Source organism: Rhizobium sp. RM (genome assembly GCF_013390595.1).
GTDB lineage: Bacteria > Pseudomonadota > Alphaproteobacteria > Rhizobiales > Rhizobiaceae > Agrobacterium.
The window spans coordinates 865,022-885,068 of sequence record NZ_JACAWV010000007.1 but is presented as its reverse complement, the minus strand read 5'-3'; the positions used below and the strand labels follow the sequence as shown (position 1 = coordinate 885,068).

Annotated in this window: 13 protein-coding genes; 5 read left to right on the top strand and 8 right to left on the bottom strand. The window is 55.8% G+C overall.

What is annotated here, in order from left to right; all coding sequences use genetic code 11:
- Positions 1-33: 33 nt before the first annotated feature.
- Positions 34-1,473 (top strand): FAD-binding oxidoreductase, encoded by a 1,440-nt coding sequence (locus HWX89_RS08580; RefSeq protein ID WP_138791914.1) that lies wholly within the window; start codon positions 34-36, stop codon positions 1,471-1,473.
- Between the two features lie 61 nt (positions 1,474-1,534).
- On the opposite strand, the gene HWX89_RS08575 is transcribed toward HWX89_RS08580, so the two are convergent.
- Both HWX89_RS08575 and HWX89_RS08570 read right to left on the bottom strand, forming a co-directional pair.
- Positions 1,535-3,223: an AMP-binding protein gene (locus HWX89_RS08575; RefSeq protein ID WP_138791915.1), complete on the bottom strand. Its 1,689-nt coding sequence runs from the start codon at positions 3,221-3,223 to the stop codon at positions 1,535-1,537.
- 32 nt (positions 3,224-3,255) lie between these two features.
- On the bottom strand, positions 3,256-4,272 hold the full coding sequence (locus HWX89_RS08570; RefSeq protein ID WP_138791916.1) for an acyltransferase family protein: 1,017 nt from the start codon (positions 4,270-4,272) through the stop codon (positions 3,256-3,258).
- 183 nt (positions 4,273-4,455) lie between these two features.
- Between HWX89_RS08570 and HWX89_RS08565 the strand changes: the two genes are divergently transcribed.
- Complete coding sequence (locus HWX89_RS08565; RefSeq protein WP_138791917.1) at positions 4,456-5,976, top strand: hypothetical protein; 1,521 nt, start codon at positions 4,456-4,458, stop codon at positions 5,974-5,976.
- 43 nt (positions 5,977-6,019) lie between these two features.
- Entirely contained in the window at positions 6,020-6,961 is a 942-nt protein-coding gene (locus HWX89_RS08560) for an endonuclease/exonuclease/phosphatase family protein (protein WP_138791918.1), read from the top strand.
- On the opposite strand, the gene HWX89_RS08555 is transcribed toward HWX89_RS08560, so the two are convergent.
- From HWX89_RS08555 to HWX89_RS08530, 6 genes are all read right to left on the bottom strand, one after another.
- Complete coding sequence (locus HWX89_RS08555) at positions 6,922-8,010, bottom strand: acyltransferase family protein (protein ID WP_138791919.1); 1,089 nt, start codon at positions 8,008-8,010, stop codon at positions 6,922-6,924. The two genes, HWX89_RS08560 and HWX89_RS08555, sit on opposite strands and share 40 nt — an antisense overlap.
- A 158-nt stretch (positions 8,011-8,168) precedes the next feature.
- The gene (locus HWX89_RS08550) at positions 8,169-9,791 is read right to left on the bottom strand and encodes an ABC-F family ATP-binding cassette domain-containing protein (protein ID WP_138791920.1); all 1,623 of its coding nucleotides are present in this window, start codon (positions 9,789-9,791) and stop codon (positions 8,169-8,171) included.
- A gap of 135 nt (positions 9,792-9,926) precedes the next feature.
- A complete protein-coding gene (locus tag HWX89_RS08545) occupies positions 9,927-11,159 on the bottom strand; it encodes a vWA domain-containing protein (protein ID WP_178340666.1) in 1,233 nt (410 codons plus the stop codon).
- A gap of 163 nt (positions 11,160-11,322) precedes the next feature.
- Positions 11,323-12,204 (bottom strand): transglutaminase family protein, encoded by an 882-nt coding sequence (locus HWX89_RS08540; RefSeq protein ID WP_138791922.1) that lies wholly within the window; start codon positions 12,202-12,204, stop codon positions 11,323-11,325.
- A 4-nt stretch (positions 12,205-12,208) separates the two neighbouring features.
- The gene (locus HWX89_RS08535; protein ID WP_138791923.1) at positions 12,209-14,620 is read right to left on the bottom strand and encodes a circularly permuted type 2 ATP-grasp protein; all 2,412 of its coding nucleotides are present in this window, start codon (positions 14,618-14,620) and stop codon (positions 12,209-12,211) included.
- Position 14,621: 1 nt separating this feature from the next.
- On the bottom strand, positions 14,622-17,948 hold the full coding sequence (locus HWX89_RS08530) for a transglutaminase family protein (RefSeq protein ID WP_138791924.1): 3,327 nt from the start codon (positions 17,946-17,948) through the stop codon (positions 14,622-14,624).
- On the opposite strand from HWX89_RS08530, the gene HWX89_RS08525 reads away from it, so the two are divergent.
- Together HWX89_RS08525 and HWX89_RS08520 are read left to right on the top strand one after the other, a co-directional pair.
- Entirely contained in the window at positions 17,929-18,117 is a 189-nt protein-coding gene (locus HWX89_RS08525; protein WP_178340665.1) for a hypothetical protein, read from the top strand. The genes HWX89_RS08530 and HWX89_RS08525 overlap by 20 nt on opposite strands.
- A 111-nt stretch (positions 18,118-18,228) precedes the next feature.
- The gene (locus HWX89_RS08520) at positions 18,229-20,037 is read left to right on the top strand and encodes an ABC transporter ATP-binding protein/permease (RefSeq protein ID WP_138791926.1); all 1,809 of its coding nucleotides are present in this window, start codon (positions 18,229-18,231) and stop codon (positions 20,035-20,037) included.
- Positions 20,038-20,047 lie beyond the last annotated feature (10 nt).

Below are 20,047 nucleotides of genomic sequence, written 5' to 3'. Positions count from 1 at the left end.
GGGATTAGAGAGATGAAACAGGCAGGAGATCAGATGGGACAGGCCATCCTTTCGGATGAGGTCATGGAGCGTCTGAAGGCAATTGTCGGTCCTTCTGGCTGGAGCACCGATCCCGACGTGCTGGAGGCTCACTCGGTTGACTGGTTGCGGCTTTATCGTGGTGTGACGCCACTCGTTTTGAAACCTGCCAGCACGCAAGAGGTGTCAGCCATCGTCTCGGTTTGTGCGGAGAGCGGCATCGGCATCGTGCCGCAAGGCGGCAACACCTCGCTGGTCGGCGGCTCTGTTCCGTTCGGCACCGGCAACGAGATCGTTCTCAACCTGTCGCGAATGAACAAGATACGCTCCGTCGATCGGCTGAATGACACGATCACAGTCGAAGCGGGCTGCATACTCGCCACGGTTCAGGCCGCGGCAGAAAAGGTCGACCGACTGTTTCCATTGCGGCTGGCAGCCGAAGGCAGTTGCCAGATCGGCGGCAACATTGCCTCCAATGCGGGCGGAACGAATGTGCTGCGATATGGCAATACGCGCGATCTCGTGCTTGGCCTTGAGGTCGTTTTGCCGGACGGTCGCATCTGGAACGGCCTGCGCGGGCTACGCAAGGATAATACTGGTTACGATCTGAAACAGCTTTTCATCGGCAGCGAGGGAACGCTCGGCATCATTACTGCGGCGGTCTTGAAACTGTTTCCACGCCCCGCTTCCATCGAGACGGCAATCTGTGCTGTTCTCTCGGTCGAAGCGGCCCTTGAACTGCTTGTGCGTTACAAGGAAAGAACCGGCAATCAGGTCACGGCTTTCGAACTGATGCCGCGAACCGGCGTTGAACTCGTGTTGAAACATTTTCCTGCAACACGCTTTCCGCTTGCCGAAATCCACGACTGGCAGGTTCTGATCGAGCTGTCATCCGGCGATAGCGGTTATGCTTTGCGCGAAACGATGGAGGATACGCTGCAGCAAGCGTTTGAGGCCGATCTTGTAACAGATGCTGTGCTCGCGGCCTCGGTGGAACAAAGCCGGGCGTTCTGGGCGATCCGCGAAGGCCTGGCGGAAGCCGACGTGCTCGAAGGGGCGTCGATCCATTGTGACATCGCAGTCCCACTATCGGCGATCCCCACCTTCCTGCAGGAGTCGATCGTGGTTGCCGAACAGGCGTGTGAAGGCGTTCGCGTGGTCGCCTTCGGACATATGGGAGATGGCAACATCCACTTCGGCATCGTCCAGCCGCAAGGCACTGATGGTGATGCCTTCCACGCCCGTGAAGAAGAAATTACCGGGCTCATCCACGATATCGTCCATCGTTTCGACGGCACGATTTCCGCGGAGCATGGGCTTGGCCGCGTCAAACGCGACGCAATCCTTCACTATCGCGATGCGGTCGATCACGATCTGATGCTGATGACAAAGCAATCCCTCGACCCGAAAAACATCATGAACCCAGGCAAATTCATCGGTGCGCCTGCGGCCTAGTCGCGAAACCTAAGGTTCTGACCGACCAACAAAAGCTCCGGTCGGTAATCCACGCTGGCGATCAGATGTTTTCCAGTTCGACGACGCGGGCGGCATAGGCTTTTTCAAGCTCACCGATCGTCATCTCCTGCCAGTCTTCCGGCAGTTCGCCACCAAAGAGCTCCTCCATCTCGATGGCCAGTGCCACGAAGGCGAGAGAGTCCACGGCCAGATCGGTGAAGCGCTTGTCCGGCGTGATTTCACTCTTCGGCAGCAACGTCTTGTAGAGGTCGGTAACCGACTCCCAGGATGGCTGGTTGAGACCGAGTATGTCCTTGATGCCGCCGAAGATGCGCTGCACCAATGTGCTTGGCTCTTCTTTTTCAGGGGCGTTGGCCTCCTCCAGAATGCGGCGAAAGTCATATTTGCCGCTGGAAAAGACCGGCAGCTTTTCATAGGTCCTTGCCTTGAAGATATGCGCCGGCAGGCTGAAACGCTCAGTCAGAGCACCGATATCCACTGCTGCAGCGATTTGTGAAGGTCCCTCGACGGCGATGATGATGTGGCGATCGTCGCCAGCGACGGCGCAAACACCCTGGTAAATCCGTTTGAGAAAACTCTGTACCTCATCCAGATTGACGCGAACGCCGAACGGCTTCACGAAACGCGAGGCGCGTCCGACGATAAAGAACAGTCCATGATCGCGGATGACGGCGAGATCACCGGTCTTGAGGCGAGGCGGTGTCTCATCGCTTACGAGTTCCGAAGGATTGGTTGCGTAGCCGAGCATGACGTTTGGACCTTCGTAGGCCAGCTCGCCCTCCTGGTCCGTATGGCTGATTTCGTTACCCTCTTCGTCGATCAGATAAAGCCTGCCGCCTGGAATGGCCTTGCCGATCGATGCCGGAAATTCCTGCGCCAGTTTCGGTGGCAGGTAGGAAATGCGCGGTGCCGCCTCGGTCTGTCCGTACATGACGTAAAAGCGTCGGCCGTTTGCTGCAAAAAGCGATGCAAACTCCTGGACGATCCCCGACTCCAGCTTGCCGCCCGCTTGCGTCGCGTAGCGTAGCGACGAGTGTTTTTCGATGTGGAAACCGCTGTGGCGAAGTGTTTCAAACGTGTAGGGCACACCTGCGAAACTGGTTGCCTGAAAGGCGTCGAACTCATGCCAGAAGGCATCTTCCATGATTGCATGCTGGGTAAGCACCAGCGTGCCGCCGCAGGCAACGTGCGAGTTTATGATGGAAAGACCGTAGGAGTAGAACGGCTTGAGATGCTGGAACGCGCGCTCGCTTGAAGACAGCTCCAGATATTCGACAATGGAACGGGCATTGGAGTCGATGTTTTTTGCCGACAGCTTGACGAATTTCGGCGAACCGGTCGATCCGGATGTCGAAAGCAGCAGAGCCAGATCGGGATGCAGGTGTTTTACGCCTGTGTTCAACACGGTGATTTTGCGGTTGCCGTCAATGACCGCATTCGGCTGGTAAAGATCGACCAGTTCCTGGCTTTTGGGCGAAGACAGATTTTCAAGGAGATAGACAACATGCCCGCCCTGCAGGGAGGCGAGATAGTCGACGGTCGATCCGACATCGTTATGTGCTTCGATAAAAATCAGCTTTCTTTCAATGCCGAGTTCCGTTTTGCGCGCCTCAACGCGTTCCTGCAGATCCAGGTAGCTGATGGTTTCCCCGGTCTCTGCGACAATGATGGCCGGTGCGGTTCCGAAGCGGCCTAGATCAGTGAAAAATAGCTGTCGTGCCTCAGACATAGAAATATAAACCCTTAAAATAATTCGTAAAATCAGCCGCCGATCAGATGTCGGCTCTTGTCACGCAACATGAATTTCAAAACGATGTAGGCAGAGAGGCTCATGACGATAATCATGAGGAACGTCGCGACGATGACGACGATTTCCAGACCTGGATTTTCGATCGCTTCAACAAAGCCCAGTCTGCGGAGTGTCATGCGCTCCATGCCTGAAAAATATCCGTGAATGAAAAAGATGAAGAAGCTCAGGCGGGCGAACATGTCTATCCAGACATTTCTTTTGTCGAGATAGTGCGCACAAAACGCCGTCATGATGATGACGAGCGGGAGATAGAGGACCATGGTGATCGTCGAATCCGGCCTGAAGGTTTCGGTGTAAACGACGAAGTAGCTAATGGCATAGAGCGCAAGGTAACCGAGAAGCAGCAACAGGCTGGCAGGCTTCAGCCGCATGATCGAGCCGATATGCACATGGGCTGCAATGCCAAGGAGATAAGGCGGCAGATAAAAAACGAAAGATTGAAACGGGTTGTTGTTGTTGTCAGGGCGCCCGATCATGATGGCGGCGACAAGCGTTGCCAGCAACAAAGGAATGAGCAGGTTTGATCTTGCAACGGCTTTGAAAGCGGGTGCTGCAATGAAGTACAAAATGACCATGGGGATGAACCACAACGGGCCAAGGGCTGCGCCTGTCACCGTCATGAATACATATCGTTCGAACGGATTGAGGTCGTTTACAAACCAGTCCATGTCGATCCAGGCGTGGCTCGTTTTCAACGCCAGTGCATACATCAGCACCGCTGGGCAGGTGATGATGAGATAGGGCAAGACCACCGAAAGAAACTTGTTCTTGAGGTAGGGCAGATAATCAAAACCATCCAGCGTCGATGAAAACAGGTAGCCGGAGATGAACATGAAAATGACAGTTCCGCTGCCGAATACATAGTCGAGGAATGATCCGATATCTCCGGGTTGCGGGACCGCGGATATTGCATGCGTAAAAACGATGAGCAGGATGGCAATGCCCCTGAGATTATTTATAAATTGCATGCATGTCCTTAAAAATATTAGAAAAATAGATATTTGAAAGAAATGAAATTTGAAGAATTAGTCAGATTAAAGCCATCAATACCTATCACGATTATGACTGCGCCTGCAAATATTCATTGTGACGGAGATCTGTTTCAGGGCAGCATGTCTGTCGGTTGATGACCCCTCACCAGGGATTTTTTGATGTTTTTTCAAAGAAGAGATTTTCTTGCCCTTTCGCTTGCGGGCTTCGCGACGCGGGCTCACGGTCAAGCGCCGCTGACACGCAAAGCTGGGCTTGTTCTGTTCACCGGTAATTCGCATTCGATCGGTTGGGCAGAGCGGCAGCCGCAAGATGTCTTTTCCTCGCGTGTTATGCAGTTCACGCAAAACGGCAAGCTTCTACAGATCGATGGCGGCATATTGGATGCGGGCGACAGAAACGCATTGTTCGGGAAGGAATCCGTCGGGCCTTCCCTCAACTTTCTCAACGGCTTGGCTGCTGCGCGTACCGACCTTGATGTTATCGTCGGCGTGGCTGTTGGAAAAGGCGGTAGCGGCTTTCTCATGGACGAATGGAAGCCGGCTGGTGCCGGTCGTGGCAATCTTCTGGCGGTGGCGATAAGGCGCTGGAATTCGGCACAGGCGGCATTGCGTTCTGCCGGTTACGCCGTCGAGCCGATTGCCGCCATTCACATGTCGGCGCGTCCGGACGTCAATGTATCGGATCTTGCGCAGGTCACGGATCGGGCAACCCGTTACGCGACGGATATAGACGACTATGTCGACCTTCTGCGCAGTCGATTGAAAGGTGTTCCCGACGATTTTCCGGTCATTGTGTCCTGCGCGATGACGCTGCAACAGGTGATGAAGCAGAATGAGGCGGCACTGACCTTTCTGTCATCGGCAAATGGTGTCGCATGGCGCAAGAAATATTGCTGGTTCGTGGACACGATAAACGACTGGGGGGAGGGCGAGGCAAAAAACCTGCCGATCAAGCCTTTCGATGGCACCCACGCCAACCGTGATGGGGTTCTGACCGAAGGACGTCTTCTTCTGTCTGCGCTGCAACAGGCGCGTGTCAACACAGATGTGAGGGTGCCATTCTCGCGTTTGCCGGACCAAAACAAGCTTTCCAATCTCTATGATTTTCGCACCGGCTCATTGCTTGATATGGCCGGAAACGTAAATCTGAAGCAGGCTGGCCTTGCCCCCGATGTCATCGGTTTTACCAAACATTTCGGGACCTATGCATTCCGACGTTTTGTTGCAGGCGGCAGCGGTTTTTTTTGCCCTGTCTCGCTGCAGAAGCCATTCTCCATTGTCATCAGGTTGGCACAGCTTGAGCCGGGTCGCTCGCAGGTCTTGTTGGAAGGGGAGGGCCAAAGTGCGGGTCCGCTTCTTGTCATCGAAGGTGGGAATCTGGTCGCGCGGGGTCATCAAAAACCCGTGAGGAAAAACATTGCATCGAAAGGGGAAGGACCGTTTACAGTCGCCCTTAGCTTTGACGGATCAAAGGTTTCACTGTTTCTGGACGGCGTCAGTGCAGGTTCGACGCCCGCACGATTCGACGGCATGACATCCTTGAAAATCTTCCCCGGCAGTGCAACGGGAGAAAGCGATTTTCTAGGTGCGGCACAATATGTGGCGATTTTTGCGGATGTCATATCGCCGTCGCTGGTTGCGGCGATAAGCACGGCTGATTTTACGCCGAGGACGGGCTGAAACTTAAACAGATTTTTATACTGCGATTTTGATAAGGGATTTTATGCGCATCGCCTTTTTTTACGTTGTCGCAACGCTTTTGACTCTGGCGCTGGCAACCCTCTATTCCAGATTTTTCGATGGCGCCGATTTCCTGTCCTTATTCTACAGCCTGCAACTGCATTTCTCCGTTGCATGTGCTCTCGTCGCGCTGGTGCTCGTCGCCATAAAAACACGCAGTCTTTACGCCTGGTTCATGCTGTTTGCCTCCTGTGTTCTGATTGGTCACTCCTTCGCATTGATGCGCGCTTCGACAATGCCGCCAGTAACGGAAGAGCAGGCTGCAAACGGCATCCTTCTCCGCGTTCTTTCGTTCAACATCCTCTTCGGGAATCCAAAAGGTCAGGAGATTGCCGATATTGTTCGCAATTCCGGAGCAGATGTTGTGGCTGTCATGGAGGCGCATCCGCTTCGTCCTCATCTCGAGGCGTTGAAGACGATCTATCCTTATCGCCTCGGCTGCGCTTCACCGCAGAGCGTTTGCGATCTCATGCTGCTTTCCAAATACCCGTTGATGGATGGTAACTTTGGCAATCTCAGCGCTTTGTGGAAGAACCGGCTTGTGACGGCGGCCGTGTCCGTCAACGGCAAGCGTGTAAACCTTGTCGCAGCGCATCTCAGTAAGCCCTATTACGACGAATTTCATCGCAGGGAAGCCATGAGGTTGGCCAGGCTGATTGCAAATCTGCAGGGCCCCGTCGTACTGACAGGCGATTTCAATGCCTCGTCTATGGCACCGGACATGCAGACCCTGCTGCGCACGTCGGGTCTCCACAAGGTGTTGTGGGAAGCGGCAACCTGGCCGGTGAGAGCGGGGGCATATGGTATCGCCATAGATCACGTCTATGTTCGTGCGCCGATGCGGTTCAGGGCCCTGCAACAGGTCGGTCCTGCCGGTTCGAACCACTATGGTGTACTTGCCGATCTCGTCTTGACGGAGGGTTGAAGACGAGATTTTCGCTTTCCACGCAACAGCACGTACCGGTCGAGCCAGGGCGTCACGACGATGGAAATGAGTGCGCAGCCAATGGCGATCGACAGCCCGAGCGCGAAGACGAGCGCTTGTTTTTCCAGCGTGGTCATGCCTCCGAGGAAGCCCCTCAAACTCTTCACGGCGTAGATATGAATACAGAAAATCAACAGCGAGTGGGTTGAAAGCAGGTTGGCCAGTCGGGTCTGCGGCACCAAAAGGCATAGGCCAGAGACGGAAATCGTGCCGAAAATGGCGGCGATCAGATATGTGACCGCGTTGTTGCCGAAAGACATGATGTTGATGTTCGTGCGTCCATTGATGTAGGCGACGAGAACGAGGCCAACGCTCGAAATGACAATCGAGACCGGCAGCATCCATGGTATAAAGCTGAGGTCGCCCACTCTGCCAGTCAGGCTCCTTTTGAAAGCCTGGCCGAGAGCGATAAAGATCAGGCCGACACCGGCCGCATCCAATGCCCAGAGCAAACGCGGGCCTTCATATTGTGTCGTGAAAATATAGGCGCCAATGATTGCTCCTGCTTGAAGCAGCAATGGTAGTCTGGCGACGCTATAAAGCAGTAGAAGGGACGAAACCAGGAACGGCAGATACCACAATGGGCCGTTGTCGTGCAGGAAGCGGTTCGTGGCGGTTTGAGTGCCATAGAGAGATTGCCCAATCGCCGAAACAATCAGATCAAGACGCTCAGGAGAGTGGATTTTAACCAGCCACCAGAACGCAATCGATATCGCGCTCATGAAGAGATAGAGCCGTGCGTAAGGAAAAATATATTTTTGTAGAAAGTCGACGAGAGAGGTTTTTCCGAGATCTGCCGAAAGCATGAACCCTGTGAGGAACAGAAACGCAGGCAGATGGAAAGCGTATATGATTGTTTTTAATGGGCCAGCCAGCGCGCCAAAATGGCCGATGACCACCAGAACGATCAATGCCGCCTTGGCATTATCGACCCATACGAGACGCTTTGTCGATGGGTCAGGCGTGAGGAGAAGCTGTCGCAATTGCATTGTTCATTCCCTTGAACAAGCTGGTCATGAAAATAAATCGAAATAAAATATAAAATATGATGCAAAACGCGGAATGCTGCGGTGCGATAGAACCTAGCATGTCTTGGTGGAGCGTCAACGGTTGCCACTGACGCTCCGTAATGATTTTTCGTCAGAGATCAGCTTCTCAAGCCAGGGGCTTCATGGCCGCTGCGTTCAACATATTCCGTATAGCCTCCACCGTACTGATGGATACCGTCAGGCGTCAGTTCCAGTACGCGATTGGAAAGGGCAGCGAGGAAATGTCGGTCGTGCGAGACGAACAGCATCGTGCCCTCGTATTCCGACAGCGCCTTGATCAGCATTTCCTTGGTGTCGAGATCAAGGTGGTTTGTTGGTTCGTCGAGGACCAGGAAATTGGGTGGGTCGAACAGCATGGCCGCCATGACGAGTCGTGCTTTTTCACCACCCGATAGCACCCGGCAGCGTTTCTCCACGTCATCGCCGGAAAAGCCGAAACAACCGGCAAGAGCACGCAACGGTGCCTGACCGGCTTTCGGGAAGCGTTCTTCCAGCCATTCGAGAATGGTGGCGTCGCCTTCCAGAACGTCCATGGCGTGCTGTGCGAAATAACCAAGCTTTACGCTGGCGCCGAGTGTCACGACACCCGTATCCGGTGCTGCCGTGCCGGTGACAAGTTTGAGCAATGTGGATTTGCCGGCTCCGTTGACACCCATGATGCACCAGCGCTCCTTGCGCCGGACCATGAAGTCCAGTCCGTCGTAGATGGTTCGGCTGCCGTAAGCCTTGTTGACCTTTTTCAATGCCACGACATCTTCACCCGAACGCGGTGCGGGGGCGAATTCGAACGCCACGGTCTGGCGTCGCTTCGGTGGTTCGACACGGTCAATTTTCTCGAGTTTCTTGACACGACTCTGCACCTGAGCCGCATGCGACGCCCGGGCCTTGAAACGCTCGATGAACTTGATTTCCTTGGCAAGCATTGCCTGCTGACGCTCGAACTGGGCCTGTTGCTGCTTTTCGTTCTGAGCGCGCTGTTGTTCGTAGAAGCCGTAGTCACCCGAATAGCTCGTCAGCGAGCCAGCGTCGATTTCGATGATCTTGTTGACGATGCGGTTCATGAACTCCCGGTCATGGGAGGTCATCAGCAAAGCGCCGTCGTAGTTGCGCAGGAAATTTTCCAGCCAGATCAGGCTTTCGAGATCCAGATGGTTGGATGGTTCGTCAAGCAGCATGACGTCGGGGCGCATCAGAAGAATGCGTGCCAGGGCGACACGCATCTTCCAGCCACCAGAGAGCTTGGCGACGTCGCCGTCCATCATTTCCTGGCTGAAGCTCAATCCGTCCAGAACTTCGCGGGCACGGCCCTCAAGGGCGTAACCGTCGAGTTCCTCGTAGCGGGCCTGCACTTCGCCGTAACGCTCGATGATCGCGTCCATTTCATCCATCCGGTCTGGATCGGACATGGCCGCTTCCAGTTCCCGCAACTCGGCGGCAACCTCGCTGATGGGGCCAGCACCCTCCATCACCTCGGCCACCGCAGAGCGGCCAGACATCTCACCGACGTCCTGATTGAAGTAACCGACGGTCATGCCCTTTTCGACAACCACCTGGCCTTCATCCGGCTGTTCTTCGCCCGTGATCATTCGGAACAGGGTGGTTTTGCCGGCACCATTCGGTCCGACGAGGCCGGTCTTTTCACCCTTGTTGAGAGCGGCGGACGCCTCGATATAGAGGATGCGGTGGCTATTCGACTTGCTGATGTTTTCGATACGGATCATGACTTGGCCTATAAACTTTGCGCAACCCTATGCCACGGGCCGCCCCGGCTGTCACCCGACCAAACAGGGAGAAGGCAAAGAAAAACCACGGAAACGAACGGGTTTCCGTGGTTGCTGTGTGCCTTTGCCGGCTGATCAGTTTGTCAGCGTTGCGATATTTCCGGCTGCCTTACGAGCGATCTCGCCGAATGCCGTCACGATCCCGTCCATGTCTTCGGGGGCGTAATAATTGTCTGCGCTGGATGCGCAATATTGCAGGAGTGACTTGCCCTTGTCAGGTGCCATGAAGGCGACGGTGAAGATCTTGATCCCGTCTTTCTTTGCGGTGTCGCACGTGTTGCGAACTGACTGGTCGATGCTGTAGTTCCAGCTTGCGCTGCTTCCCGTCATCTCTCCGTCCGTCATAAGAACGATGTAGCGCTCGAAGGACTCATTACCCTTGTCTTGATGCTGTTTTGCCTCTGCGGTATTGGACTTTTTCAGTGCATCATAGGCGGTTGTGAGTGCCTTTGTCGCGTCGGTACCGCCTGTTGGATACTGAGGGATCTTGCCGACATAGGTGTTGACGCTGCTTGTTCCCCACGACATTGACTGGGCCGCAAATGGGCTGGCTTCGTAGGCGATCGCACCTGTCCTTACGAGTTCGGAACCGTTGGCCGTGTATGTGGGGTCGGCCTTGTTAAGGACGCTCACCAGGAACGACACGGCCGTTTTCAAGGATTCCATTTTGTTGACGTAGCAGGGGCTGGACGTGGCCTTTGCTTCTGACTGGCCCCAGTTGCTCGCGGTATAGTTTGCGCATGACTTTTTGGCGGTATTGATCGTATCGGTCTTGAACGACATCGAGCCGGAACGGTCGAGAACCAGATACATGGAGATCGGTGCGCCTTTATTCACACTCGCCTGCGCTGTCCCTGTGGCGGAAACATTCAGCGTGCTGGCACCCAGAAAACCGAGAAGCGGATTGAGCTTTATCTGACGGGTGATGGTGGTGGTTACGGTATAGGTTTTTCCGCGAGTTCCGTCAGTTGTGGAAACGGTCGCAACCGTGTTTTTATCGAGCTCTTTTTTCTCCGCGTCTGTGAGATCATTTTCCATTTGGCCTACGATAAAATCTTTGGCCAATTTCTTGATGTCTTCATCGGCCATATCACCCTCGCGCAGGCGCGCTTGTGTCACGGCGGCCAGCGCTCCGGCATCGGCGGTATTCTGAATATCTGCCTTCACCTGCATGACGTTCGCGAGTTCCATGCCTGCGCCTGCAACACCAAGAAGCACAGGCAGCAAGATTGCCGTCATGATGCCGAAGTTGCCTGCCGTATCGGCAAGAAAACGGCGCTTCAGGGATGTCACTGACGGCAGGGGCATGGCGCGCTCACAAGTTGAGTGGTCTATTGAGCGCAGCTAACTCCCAAGCGATGTAGAAACCGCTAATCGGAAACATACAATTTTACAGAGTGATCAAATCGGGTCAGTTTTCGAAGTATTCGGCAGGAATTCTCTCTGTATTACACCAGTAAATCCAGCCGTCTCAATTCTGAACCGGGATCACGTCGACGGCCTGTTTTGCCTGCTGGTTTCCGTAACCTTTGAGTACGCCAATAACAGGAGCAACGTCGGAATAGTCGCGCCCGTAACCAACGACGATATGGTCGCTTCCGGCGACAATGTCATTGGTCGGGTCAAGCTCGATGTAACCTGTCGCATCTCCACACCAGATGCGGACCCAGGCATGCATGGCGTCCGCACCCTCCAGCCGTTCCTTGCCCGGCGGCGGTATGGTGCGCAGAAATCCACTGACGTAACCTGCCGGTATGCCAAGGCTGCGAAGCGCCAGGATCATGATATGGGAAAAATCCTGACACACACCGCGCTTGAGCTTGAAGGCTTCTGACGGTGTGGTGTCGACAGTTGTTGCCTCACCATCGTAGGTGAAGTCCTTGTGAATGCGCTTGCACATGGCAAAGGCGATTTCCCGGATCGTCATGCCGGGTTTGACCAATTCCTTGGCGTAGGCAGTAATTGCGGCGTCGACCCCGATCCGGGGGCTTGTGCCAATGAAGTGGTGCGGGGACTGGAAGTCCACTGACCAGACATTGGCAAGTTCGTGCGGCAGCCGCGATAGTTGTGGGGATAAATCCGCTGTCATTGCAGGCGACTCGACCATAACGCGAGCCTGCATGCGGATATCCAGCTTTTCATGCGGGGCTCTGACATGCACGGATGTTGCCGGTTGGCGGAAAAAATCCTCAAAAACCGTCCGTTCGTCCGGTGTCGGCGAAATCGTGATCGATCCTGCGACCAGCCGCTGCCGGCCCGGGATAGAAAGCGGCAGCACGCGAATGACATGGCGTCCGCCGTGCGCCATCGCGTCGTAGGAGTAGCCCATGTGCAAGGAAAGATCGTAGAGCATCGGCTTATCCGAGATAGGTGCGCGCCAGAACATCGGAGAGATGCTCCAGATCTTTTTCGAGTTGACGATAGATCGCGGTGTTCATGCCCTCCGGCGTCATGACGGCGAGGCCGGAATGAAGCCGCATCGCCTCGCGATAGAACGGTGACATCTGGCCATTAACGAAGGCATTCGGCAACTGTTCGACCTCGGTGCGGATCTCATTCAACTGAAAGAGGATCGAACGCGGATTGAGCGGATCGAGCGCCAGAAGATCGGTTACCGTCAAACCTGCAGTGCTGACATTGTAGCGGCGGCGATGGGTCATGACGCTGTCGCCGATTTCGAGCAGCATGTCGTAGGCGCCATCCGGGGCATCGGGGCCGGTCATGTGACCGAGAAGCCGCGTCATGTGCAGTCCACGTTCAAGATATCGACCGATCGACAGGAAGCGCCATCCGGTAAACCGGTACATGTTTTCATGCACAAGACCTGCAAAGCCGGCGAGCTTGCGCAACAGAATGGTCATTGCATGTGTGGCGTCGTCACCAGGCGCGACCTTGGCATGGAAGCGGCGAGCCGTCTTGGCAAGATCGTTCAGTGCGAGCCAGCCATCAGGTGAAAACCGGTCGCGGATATTGCTGGCTGAATAAAGCGCGCTGTTGATGTTGTTCAGGAGGCTTGCGGGAACGGCGTCGCTCATCTCGATATCGAGCGTTTCGAGGTACCGGACGACATGCGCAAGAAGTGGCTGTTTTGGATCGGCGGACTCTGCATATCGCCCGTGCCATGCGCGGAGGATACGCAGTGCTCCTTCAGAGCGTTCGATGTACCGGCCAAGCCAGAAAAGGTTGTCTGCCGCCCTGCTTGGCAGGCTGCCAGGCATGTTGCGCGTGAAACTTTCCTCCGCCGGAAGAAGCGTGGTTCGCTCAACAGGCTTTTCGCTGACGATCCAGACGTCTGCGGCGCTGCCCCCTGATTGCATGGCTATGGCCGAGACATCGTGGCTGCTGCCGATCCGCGCAAAACCGCCCGGCATGATCTGCCAGCCGTCTTGCGTGCGGGCGGCAAAAACGCGAAGGCTCATCGGCCGCGGCACAAGCTGGTTATCGACGTAGGCCGGAGTGGTCGAAAGCGTTACCACCTCCTGACCGACGAGCCTGTGACCATCGGCGGCGAGCCAGTCGCTGATCGATTCCTTCGCGGTTTCGCGCAAAGACGAGCCCAGCACGGATTGCCCGTTATCATCAAAGAACGGCAGCCGGGAATAGGCAGGGCCAATCACCATGCGTTCGATGTTGCCTGCAACGTGCTGGCGTTCCGACGCCTGTCCGCACCACCACGTGGCGATCGAAGGCAGCTTCAGGTCTTCGCCCAGAAGATGGCGGCAAACCCCTGGCATGAAGGCGAGGAGTGCACGTGTTTCCAGAATGCCGGTGCCCAGCGCATTAACGATAGTCAGCGCTTCATTTCGAAGGGCCTGAACCATTCCCGGCGTGCCGATATGCGATTGCTGGTTCAGTTCAAGTGGGTCTGCATAAGATGCATCGAGACGACGCCACAACACACCAACGGGTTTCAACCCGGCAACGGTCCTGACCATCACCCTCCCGTTGACGACGGTAAGATCTTCGCCTTCCAAGAGCATGAAGCCTAGATAACGGGCAATATAGGCGTGTTCGAAATAGGTTTCGTTCGCCGGGCCGGGTGTCAGAACCGCGATCCGGTCATCGGGATGCTGCCGATGCGATTGTAAAGTATCGCGAAATGCACCGAAGAAGGATGCGAGACGATGAACGTGGGTTTCCGCGTAGATATCGGAGAACGCACGCGTCGTCGCCACACGATTCTCCAGCGCAAATCCAGCGCCGGAAGGCGCCTGTGTGCGATCAGCCAGCACCCACCAGTTTCCATCGGGGCCGCGGCCAATCTCGAAGGAGCAGAAATGCAGATAATGGCCGCTTGCCGGTTTGATGCCGACCATCGGTCGCAGATATTCCGGATTGGATGCGACCAGCGCCGGTGGAATGTGACCTTCCTTGACCAGCCGGTTGGCGCCATAAAAATCTGCGACGATTTCTTCGAGGAGATTGGCGCGCTGCGTCAGTCCCTCGGACAGGGTTGCCCATTCCTTCTCGTCGATCAGGACCGGAATGTGTGAGATCGGCCAGTTTCGCTCGCTGCTGCCTTTGCCGTAATCGCGGTAAAATACACCTGCGTCACGCAGATATCGGTCGGTACGGGCAAAACGCTCGTGCAGTTCCCGTTCCGACATGCGTGAAATGGCGTCCAGTAGATGCCGCCAGACCGGTCTGACGTTGCCGTCCGTTCCCAGCATTTCATCGGCAATGCCGGGCAGGGCGGCATAGTCGAACCCGCGTGGCCGCGAGTCCGTTTCCGTCTTGCTTTCCGTTGCCGTTGCCGGGGCTTTGGCCACTTTATACTCCGTAAGGGCGGCGCAGATCGAGTGTCAGCGGAAACTCCGGAGACGCGGTTTCCGGCATCAGGGGATACTGGCCGGCCGTGTGTCCCCAAGGTTCGAAGCGGGCGAGACGCCGCGCTTCGGCTTCGTTACCGTTGACGGGAAATGTCTCATAGTTGCGCCCGCCCGGATGAGCAACATGATAGATACATCCACCGATCGATCGTCTTGACCATGTATCATAAATGTCAAAGGTCAAGGGTGAATTCACGGGGAGGACAGGATGCAAACCGGACGCAGGCTGCCATGCCTTGAACCTGACGCCGGCCACCGCAACGCCTGAGTTTTCCGTTTGCGTCAATGGAACGGCGCGACCGTTGCAGGCAACGGTGTAACGGGAAGGATTGGAGGTCTCCAGACGAACCTGCAAACGCTCAACGGAGGAATCGACATATCGGACCGTTCCGCCGATTGCGCCCTGCTCACCCATGACGTGCCAGGGTTCCAGGGCCTGTCGCAACTCCAGCTTTGCTCCTTCGTATTCCACCTCGCCGAAGAACGGAAAACGGAACTCCTGCTGGGCAACGAACCATTCCGGTTTCAGATCGAAGCCATTGGTCCGCAGATCTGTCAGAACGTCGAGAAAGTCTGCCCAGATGTAATGTGGCAGCATGAAGCGATCGGCGAGCGACGTGCCCCAGCGCACGAATTTGCCGCTGGCCGGGTTTTTCCAGAAGCGCGCGATCAGTGAACGGACCAACAATTGTTGTGCCAGAGACATGCGCGCATTCGGCGGCATTTCAAAACCACGGAATTCCACCAGGCCAAGACGCCCGGTCGGTCCATCCGGCGAGAACATCTTGTCGATGCAGATTTCGGCGCGATGCGTGTTGCCGGTGACATCAACGAGAAGATTGCGGAATAGGCGGTCGACCAGCCACGGCAGAGGCGGAATGCCTTCTCCGGGTGACGGAACCTGAGCCAGGGCGATTTCCAGCTCGTACAGGCTGTCGTGACGGGCCTCGTCAATGCGCGGCGCCTGACTTGTCGGACCGATGAACAGGCCCGAGAACAGATAGGAAAGAGACGGGTGGCGCTGCCAATGCAGGACAAGACTCTTCAAGAGATCGGGACGGCGCAGGAACGGGCTGTCATTCGGATTGGCACCGCCAACAACGACGTGGTTGCCGCCGCCGGTTCCGGTGTGACGACCATCGATCATGAATTTGTCAGCACCAAGCCGGGATTGTCGTGCCTCATCGTAAATTGTCGTGGTGATATCGACGCAGTCTTTCCAGCTCGAGGCCGGATGAATGTTGACCTCGATAACGCCCGGATCGGGGGCAACCCGAATGACATTCAGTCGCTCGTCATGCGGTGGAGCGTAACCTTCGATATGGACCTGAAGTCCAAGGCTTGCGGCCGCGCGTTCTGTCGAGGCGATCAGGTCCAGATATTCCTCGAGTGTGACTGTTGGAGGCATGAACACGCAAAGTCGTCCGTCCTTGGGTTCGACGGAGATGGCAGTACGGATATGTCCTGCAATTTCGGCTTCCTGAGAGCGTTGGGTTGGCTGGCTGCTTGTCTCAAACGGCTGAAAATGCGCGGCCTGTTGTGCATGTCCCTTTTCGCCTCGGAAATCCGGCAGCGGCTGGCGTTCCACACTCGGATCGAGCGGGTTTATATAGGGATATTGCGAGGGTGTGATCCACGGCAGGGAATTGAGTGGCAAGCGGTAACCGACCGGGCTGTCTCCCGGCACAAGGAAAATACGTCCGCGCCGCGTGCGCCATTTTTCGCTGACCCAGCGGTGTCCGTTGGCGCGGCTGTTCCATACCTGCACCGGCAAGATATACCCCGTCGGTTGTGTCAAACCGCGGTCGAATACCTTGGCCAGACGGCTTCGCTCTTCAGGGTCCTTCAGCTTGGAATTGGCGGGATCGACATTTTCGGGAAGGTTGGCTTCCTTTAAAATCCATTCGCCAGGGTCTTCAAAGGCGGGCATTACCATATCAGGCTCGATGTTGAGTTCCGTGGCAATCGCGCTGAGCAATCGGTTGGCGTCTTTCTCTGTTACGTCGGTCTGCACACCCTCCTGCGCTATCAGGGAGGGGTTTTGCCAAACAGGCAATCCGTCCTTTCTCCAGTAAAGCGAGAATGTCCAACGTGGCAGGCTTTCGCCTGGATACCATTTCCCTTGCCCGTAATGCAGAAAGCCGCCCGGCGCGAAACGCTCGCGCAGGCGGCGAATGAGGGTGTCAGCCTTATCGCGCTTGGTTGGTCCGACAGCGCCTGTGTTCCATTCTTCTGATTCGAAATCATCGATCGAAACGAAGGTGGGCTCACCGCCCATGGTCAGACGGACATCATGCGCCGTCAGAACCCGGTCGACATCTTCGCCGAGCGCGTTGAGTTCGTCCCAGCTCTCGTCGGAAAAAGGCTTGGTGATGCGAGGTGTTTCGGCGATACGCCGCACCTGCATATCGAAGGCGAATTCGGTGTTGGCCTGGCCAAAATAACCGCCCGAAATGGGAGCAGCGTTGCGGTAATGGGGTGTCGCCGCAAGAGGGATATGGCTTTCGCCGGTCAGCAGCCCCGAAGTCGGGTCAAGCCCAACCCAACCGGCGCCCGGCAGGTAGACTTCCGCCCACGCGTGCAGGTCCGTGAAGTCCACCTCGGTTCCAGAGGGGCCGTCCAGGGCTTTGAGGTCAGGCGTCAACTGGATGAGATAGCCGGAGACGAAACGGGCTGCAAAACCGAGGTGCCTTAGAATCTGTACAAGCAACCAGCTTGTGTCACGGCACGATCCCTTGCCGGATGCCAGTGTTTCTTCCGGTTCCTGAACACCGGGTTCCATACGGATGACGTAACCGATTTCCTGCTGGAGGCGGGCGTTGAGACCCACAACCATATCCACTGTTGGCTGGTCGGGCGACCGGTCGATGGTTTTCAGAAGGGCGGTCAGCAGCGGTCCCGTCGGTTCGGGTTTCGTATAGATGGATAGATCGTCCTGCAGCGTCTCTGGATAGTCAAATGGCCATTTGGTTGCCGTTTCTTCCACAAAGAAGTCGAACGGGTTGTAAACGGTCATATCGGCGACAAGATCAACCTCGATCTTCAGTTCCGTGACCGGGTCGGGAAACACGAAGCGGGCGAGATAGTTGCCGTAAGGGTCCTGTTGAAGATTGACGAAGTGGTTGGAAGGAGAAACCCGAAGCGAATGGCTGATGACGCGGGTTCTGGAGTGAGAGGCAGGTTTCAGTCTTATGATTTGGGGGCCGAGCCGGACCGGATTGTCGTATTTGTAATGCGTCAGATGATAAATGCTTGCTTTGATCGCCATCGTCTACCTTGCCCGGTTTTTCCGGCTTATGCGGTTTGTCCGCCCCTCTGAAATTACAGGGATTTTGTGCAATGCAGGAAAAGAAAGCAAGGACGTTTTGACGGGCAATCCCGAGTTGTTGCTGACGGATGCGAGTGGCCGGACGCAAGGAAGTGCTTTGGCTTTTTGAGGTTTTTGTCGCAGATGTGGACAAGGTTGAACGGCGTGTTATTGCTTGGCCTCGCAAGGTCGGGATTGTGACCTGCCTCCTTTGCAACTGTGAAGTTTCGGAATCGATCGAATGGTATCCAAGGTAACCGACGCCCAGCGCAAGGACATGGCAAGCATGTCCGGCTTCGACCTCGATTTCCCTGCACAGTTGCGGATCATGGGAAATGCTTTCTGGACATCGCCGGTGCGCAACCGGCTCATTCTTCTCGCCTTCGCCCTGCTGTCGATCATTTTGCTGACGGCCTACGGGCAAATCCGTCTCAATGAGTGGAATGCGCCGTTTTACAATGCTCTGGAAAGACGTGACCTCTCCGCTTTCATCCATCAACTGGAAGTCTTCGCGGTCATCGCTGGCTGCCTTCTTTTGTTAAACGTCGTCCAGACCTGGCTCAATCAGATGACCGCGCTGAAAATGCGCGAGGGGCTTGCCAAGGACATGGTGGATCAATGGTTGAAGCCGGGACGGGCGGCGCGGCTGGCGGGTTTCGGTGCCATTGCCATCAATCCGGATCAGCGACTACATGACGATGTTCGCAATCTCGCCGAAAGCAGCACGGCACTTTCCATCGGTCTGGTAAACGCCACGATCCTTCTCGTCAGCTTTATTGGCGTGCTCTGGACACTGTCGGCCGGTTTCGCGATCAACATTAACGGTAATCTTGTCGCTATTCCAGGATACATGGTTTGGGCGGCGATCCTTTATGCCGGGTCGGCCTCGTTGCTGAGCAATCTTGTCGGTCATCGTCTGGTTGGCCTCAATGCGGAGCGTTATTCGAAAGAGGCAGAACTGCGCTTTTCGTTGATGCGCGCCAGCGAAAACCTGACGGCTATTGCGCTGGCGCGTGGCGAGAAAAACGAACGCCGACGGATCGGTATTGATATCGACGCAGTGCTGGGCGTTATTCGCGGGCTGGCGATGGCGCTGACGCACCTCACATGGGTGTCATCAGGTTATGGCTGGCTTGCCATCGTCGCACCAATCCTGATTGCTGCGCCGGTTTATTTCTCCGGAAATCTGACGTTCGGTGGTTTGATGATGGCGGTGGGGGCCTTCAATCAGGTCAATACTGCGCTGCGATGGTACATCGACAATTTCGGCCCCATCGCAAGCTGGAAAGCGACCCTGCAGCGCGTCTCCATATTCCGCAATGCTCTGATCCAGATGGATAAGGTCGAACAGCACGGCCTGACAATCGACCTTGCACGCGGCACGCCAAACGAAGGCATACGTCTGCAATCCGTAGAAATTTGCCGTGATGCAGGTGGCGACAGCCTGGAGCGCGGGTTCCGGATGCGTGAACCCGATGTGGAAATCGGCTCCGGGCAACGTTTGATGATCAACGGTGAGCAGGGTGTGAATCGGCGTTTGCTGTTTGCGGCTATGGCGGGTCTGTGGCCGTGGGGGCAGGGCAGAATTGAAATGCCGGAGCAATCGGACACGCTTTTCATCGCCCAGCACGGTTATCTGCCGGCCGGCTCGCTACGGGAGATTCTTGCGTATCCACGTGCGCCGCAGCGGTTTACGGATGAAGACTACGTGGCTGCCCTGACAGCCTGCGGATTGTCGGGTCTTGTGCCACGTCTCGACGAAAGCATCCGGTGGGACAAGAGGCTTGATTCGGATGAACAGGCCAGTGTCCGCGTTGCCAACGCGCTTTTACTCAAACCCTCGTTCCTTGTTGTCGACGATCTGCTTGAAGGGCTTGAGAAATCGACACAGGACACACTTGCCCGTGTTCTGAACGAAATGGCGGGGACCGCGATCATCTATATCGGCCGGTCGGAGATATTTCTGGCCGTACTTTCGCCGGCAATCGCGCATCTCGATCTGATTGCACCATCGGAAGCAGGAGCAGATCCGTCAGTACAGTCCGATTGATCGGAAGCCA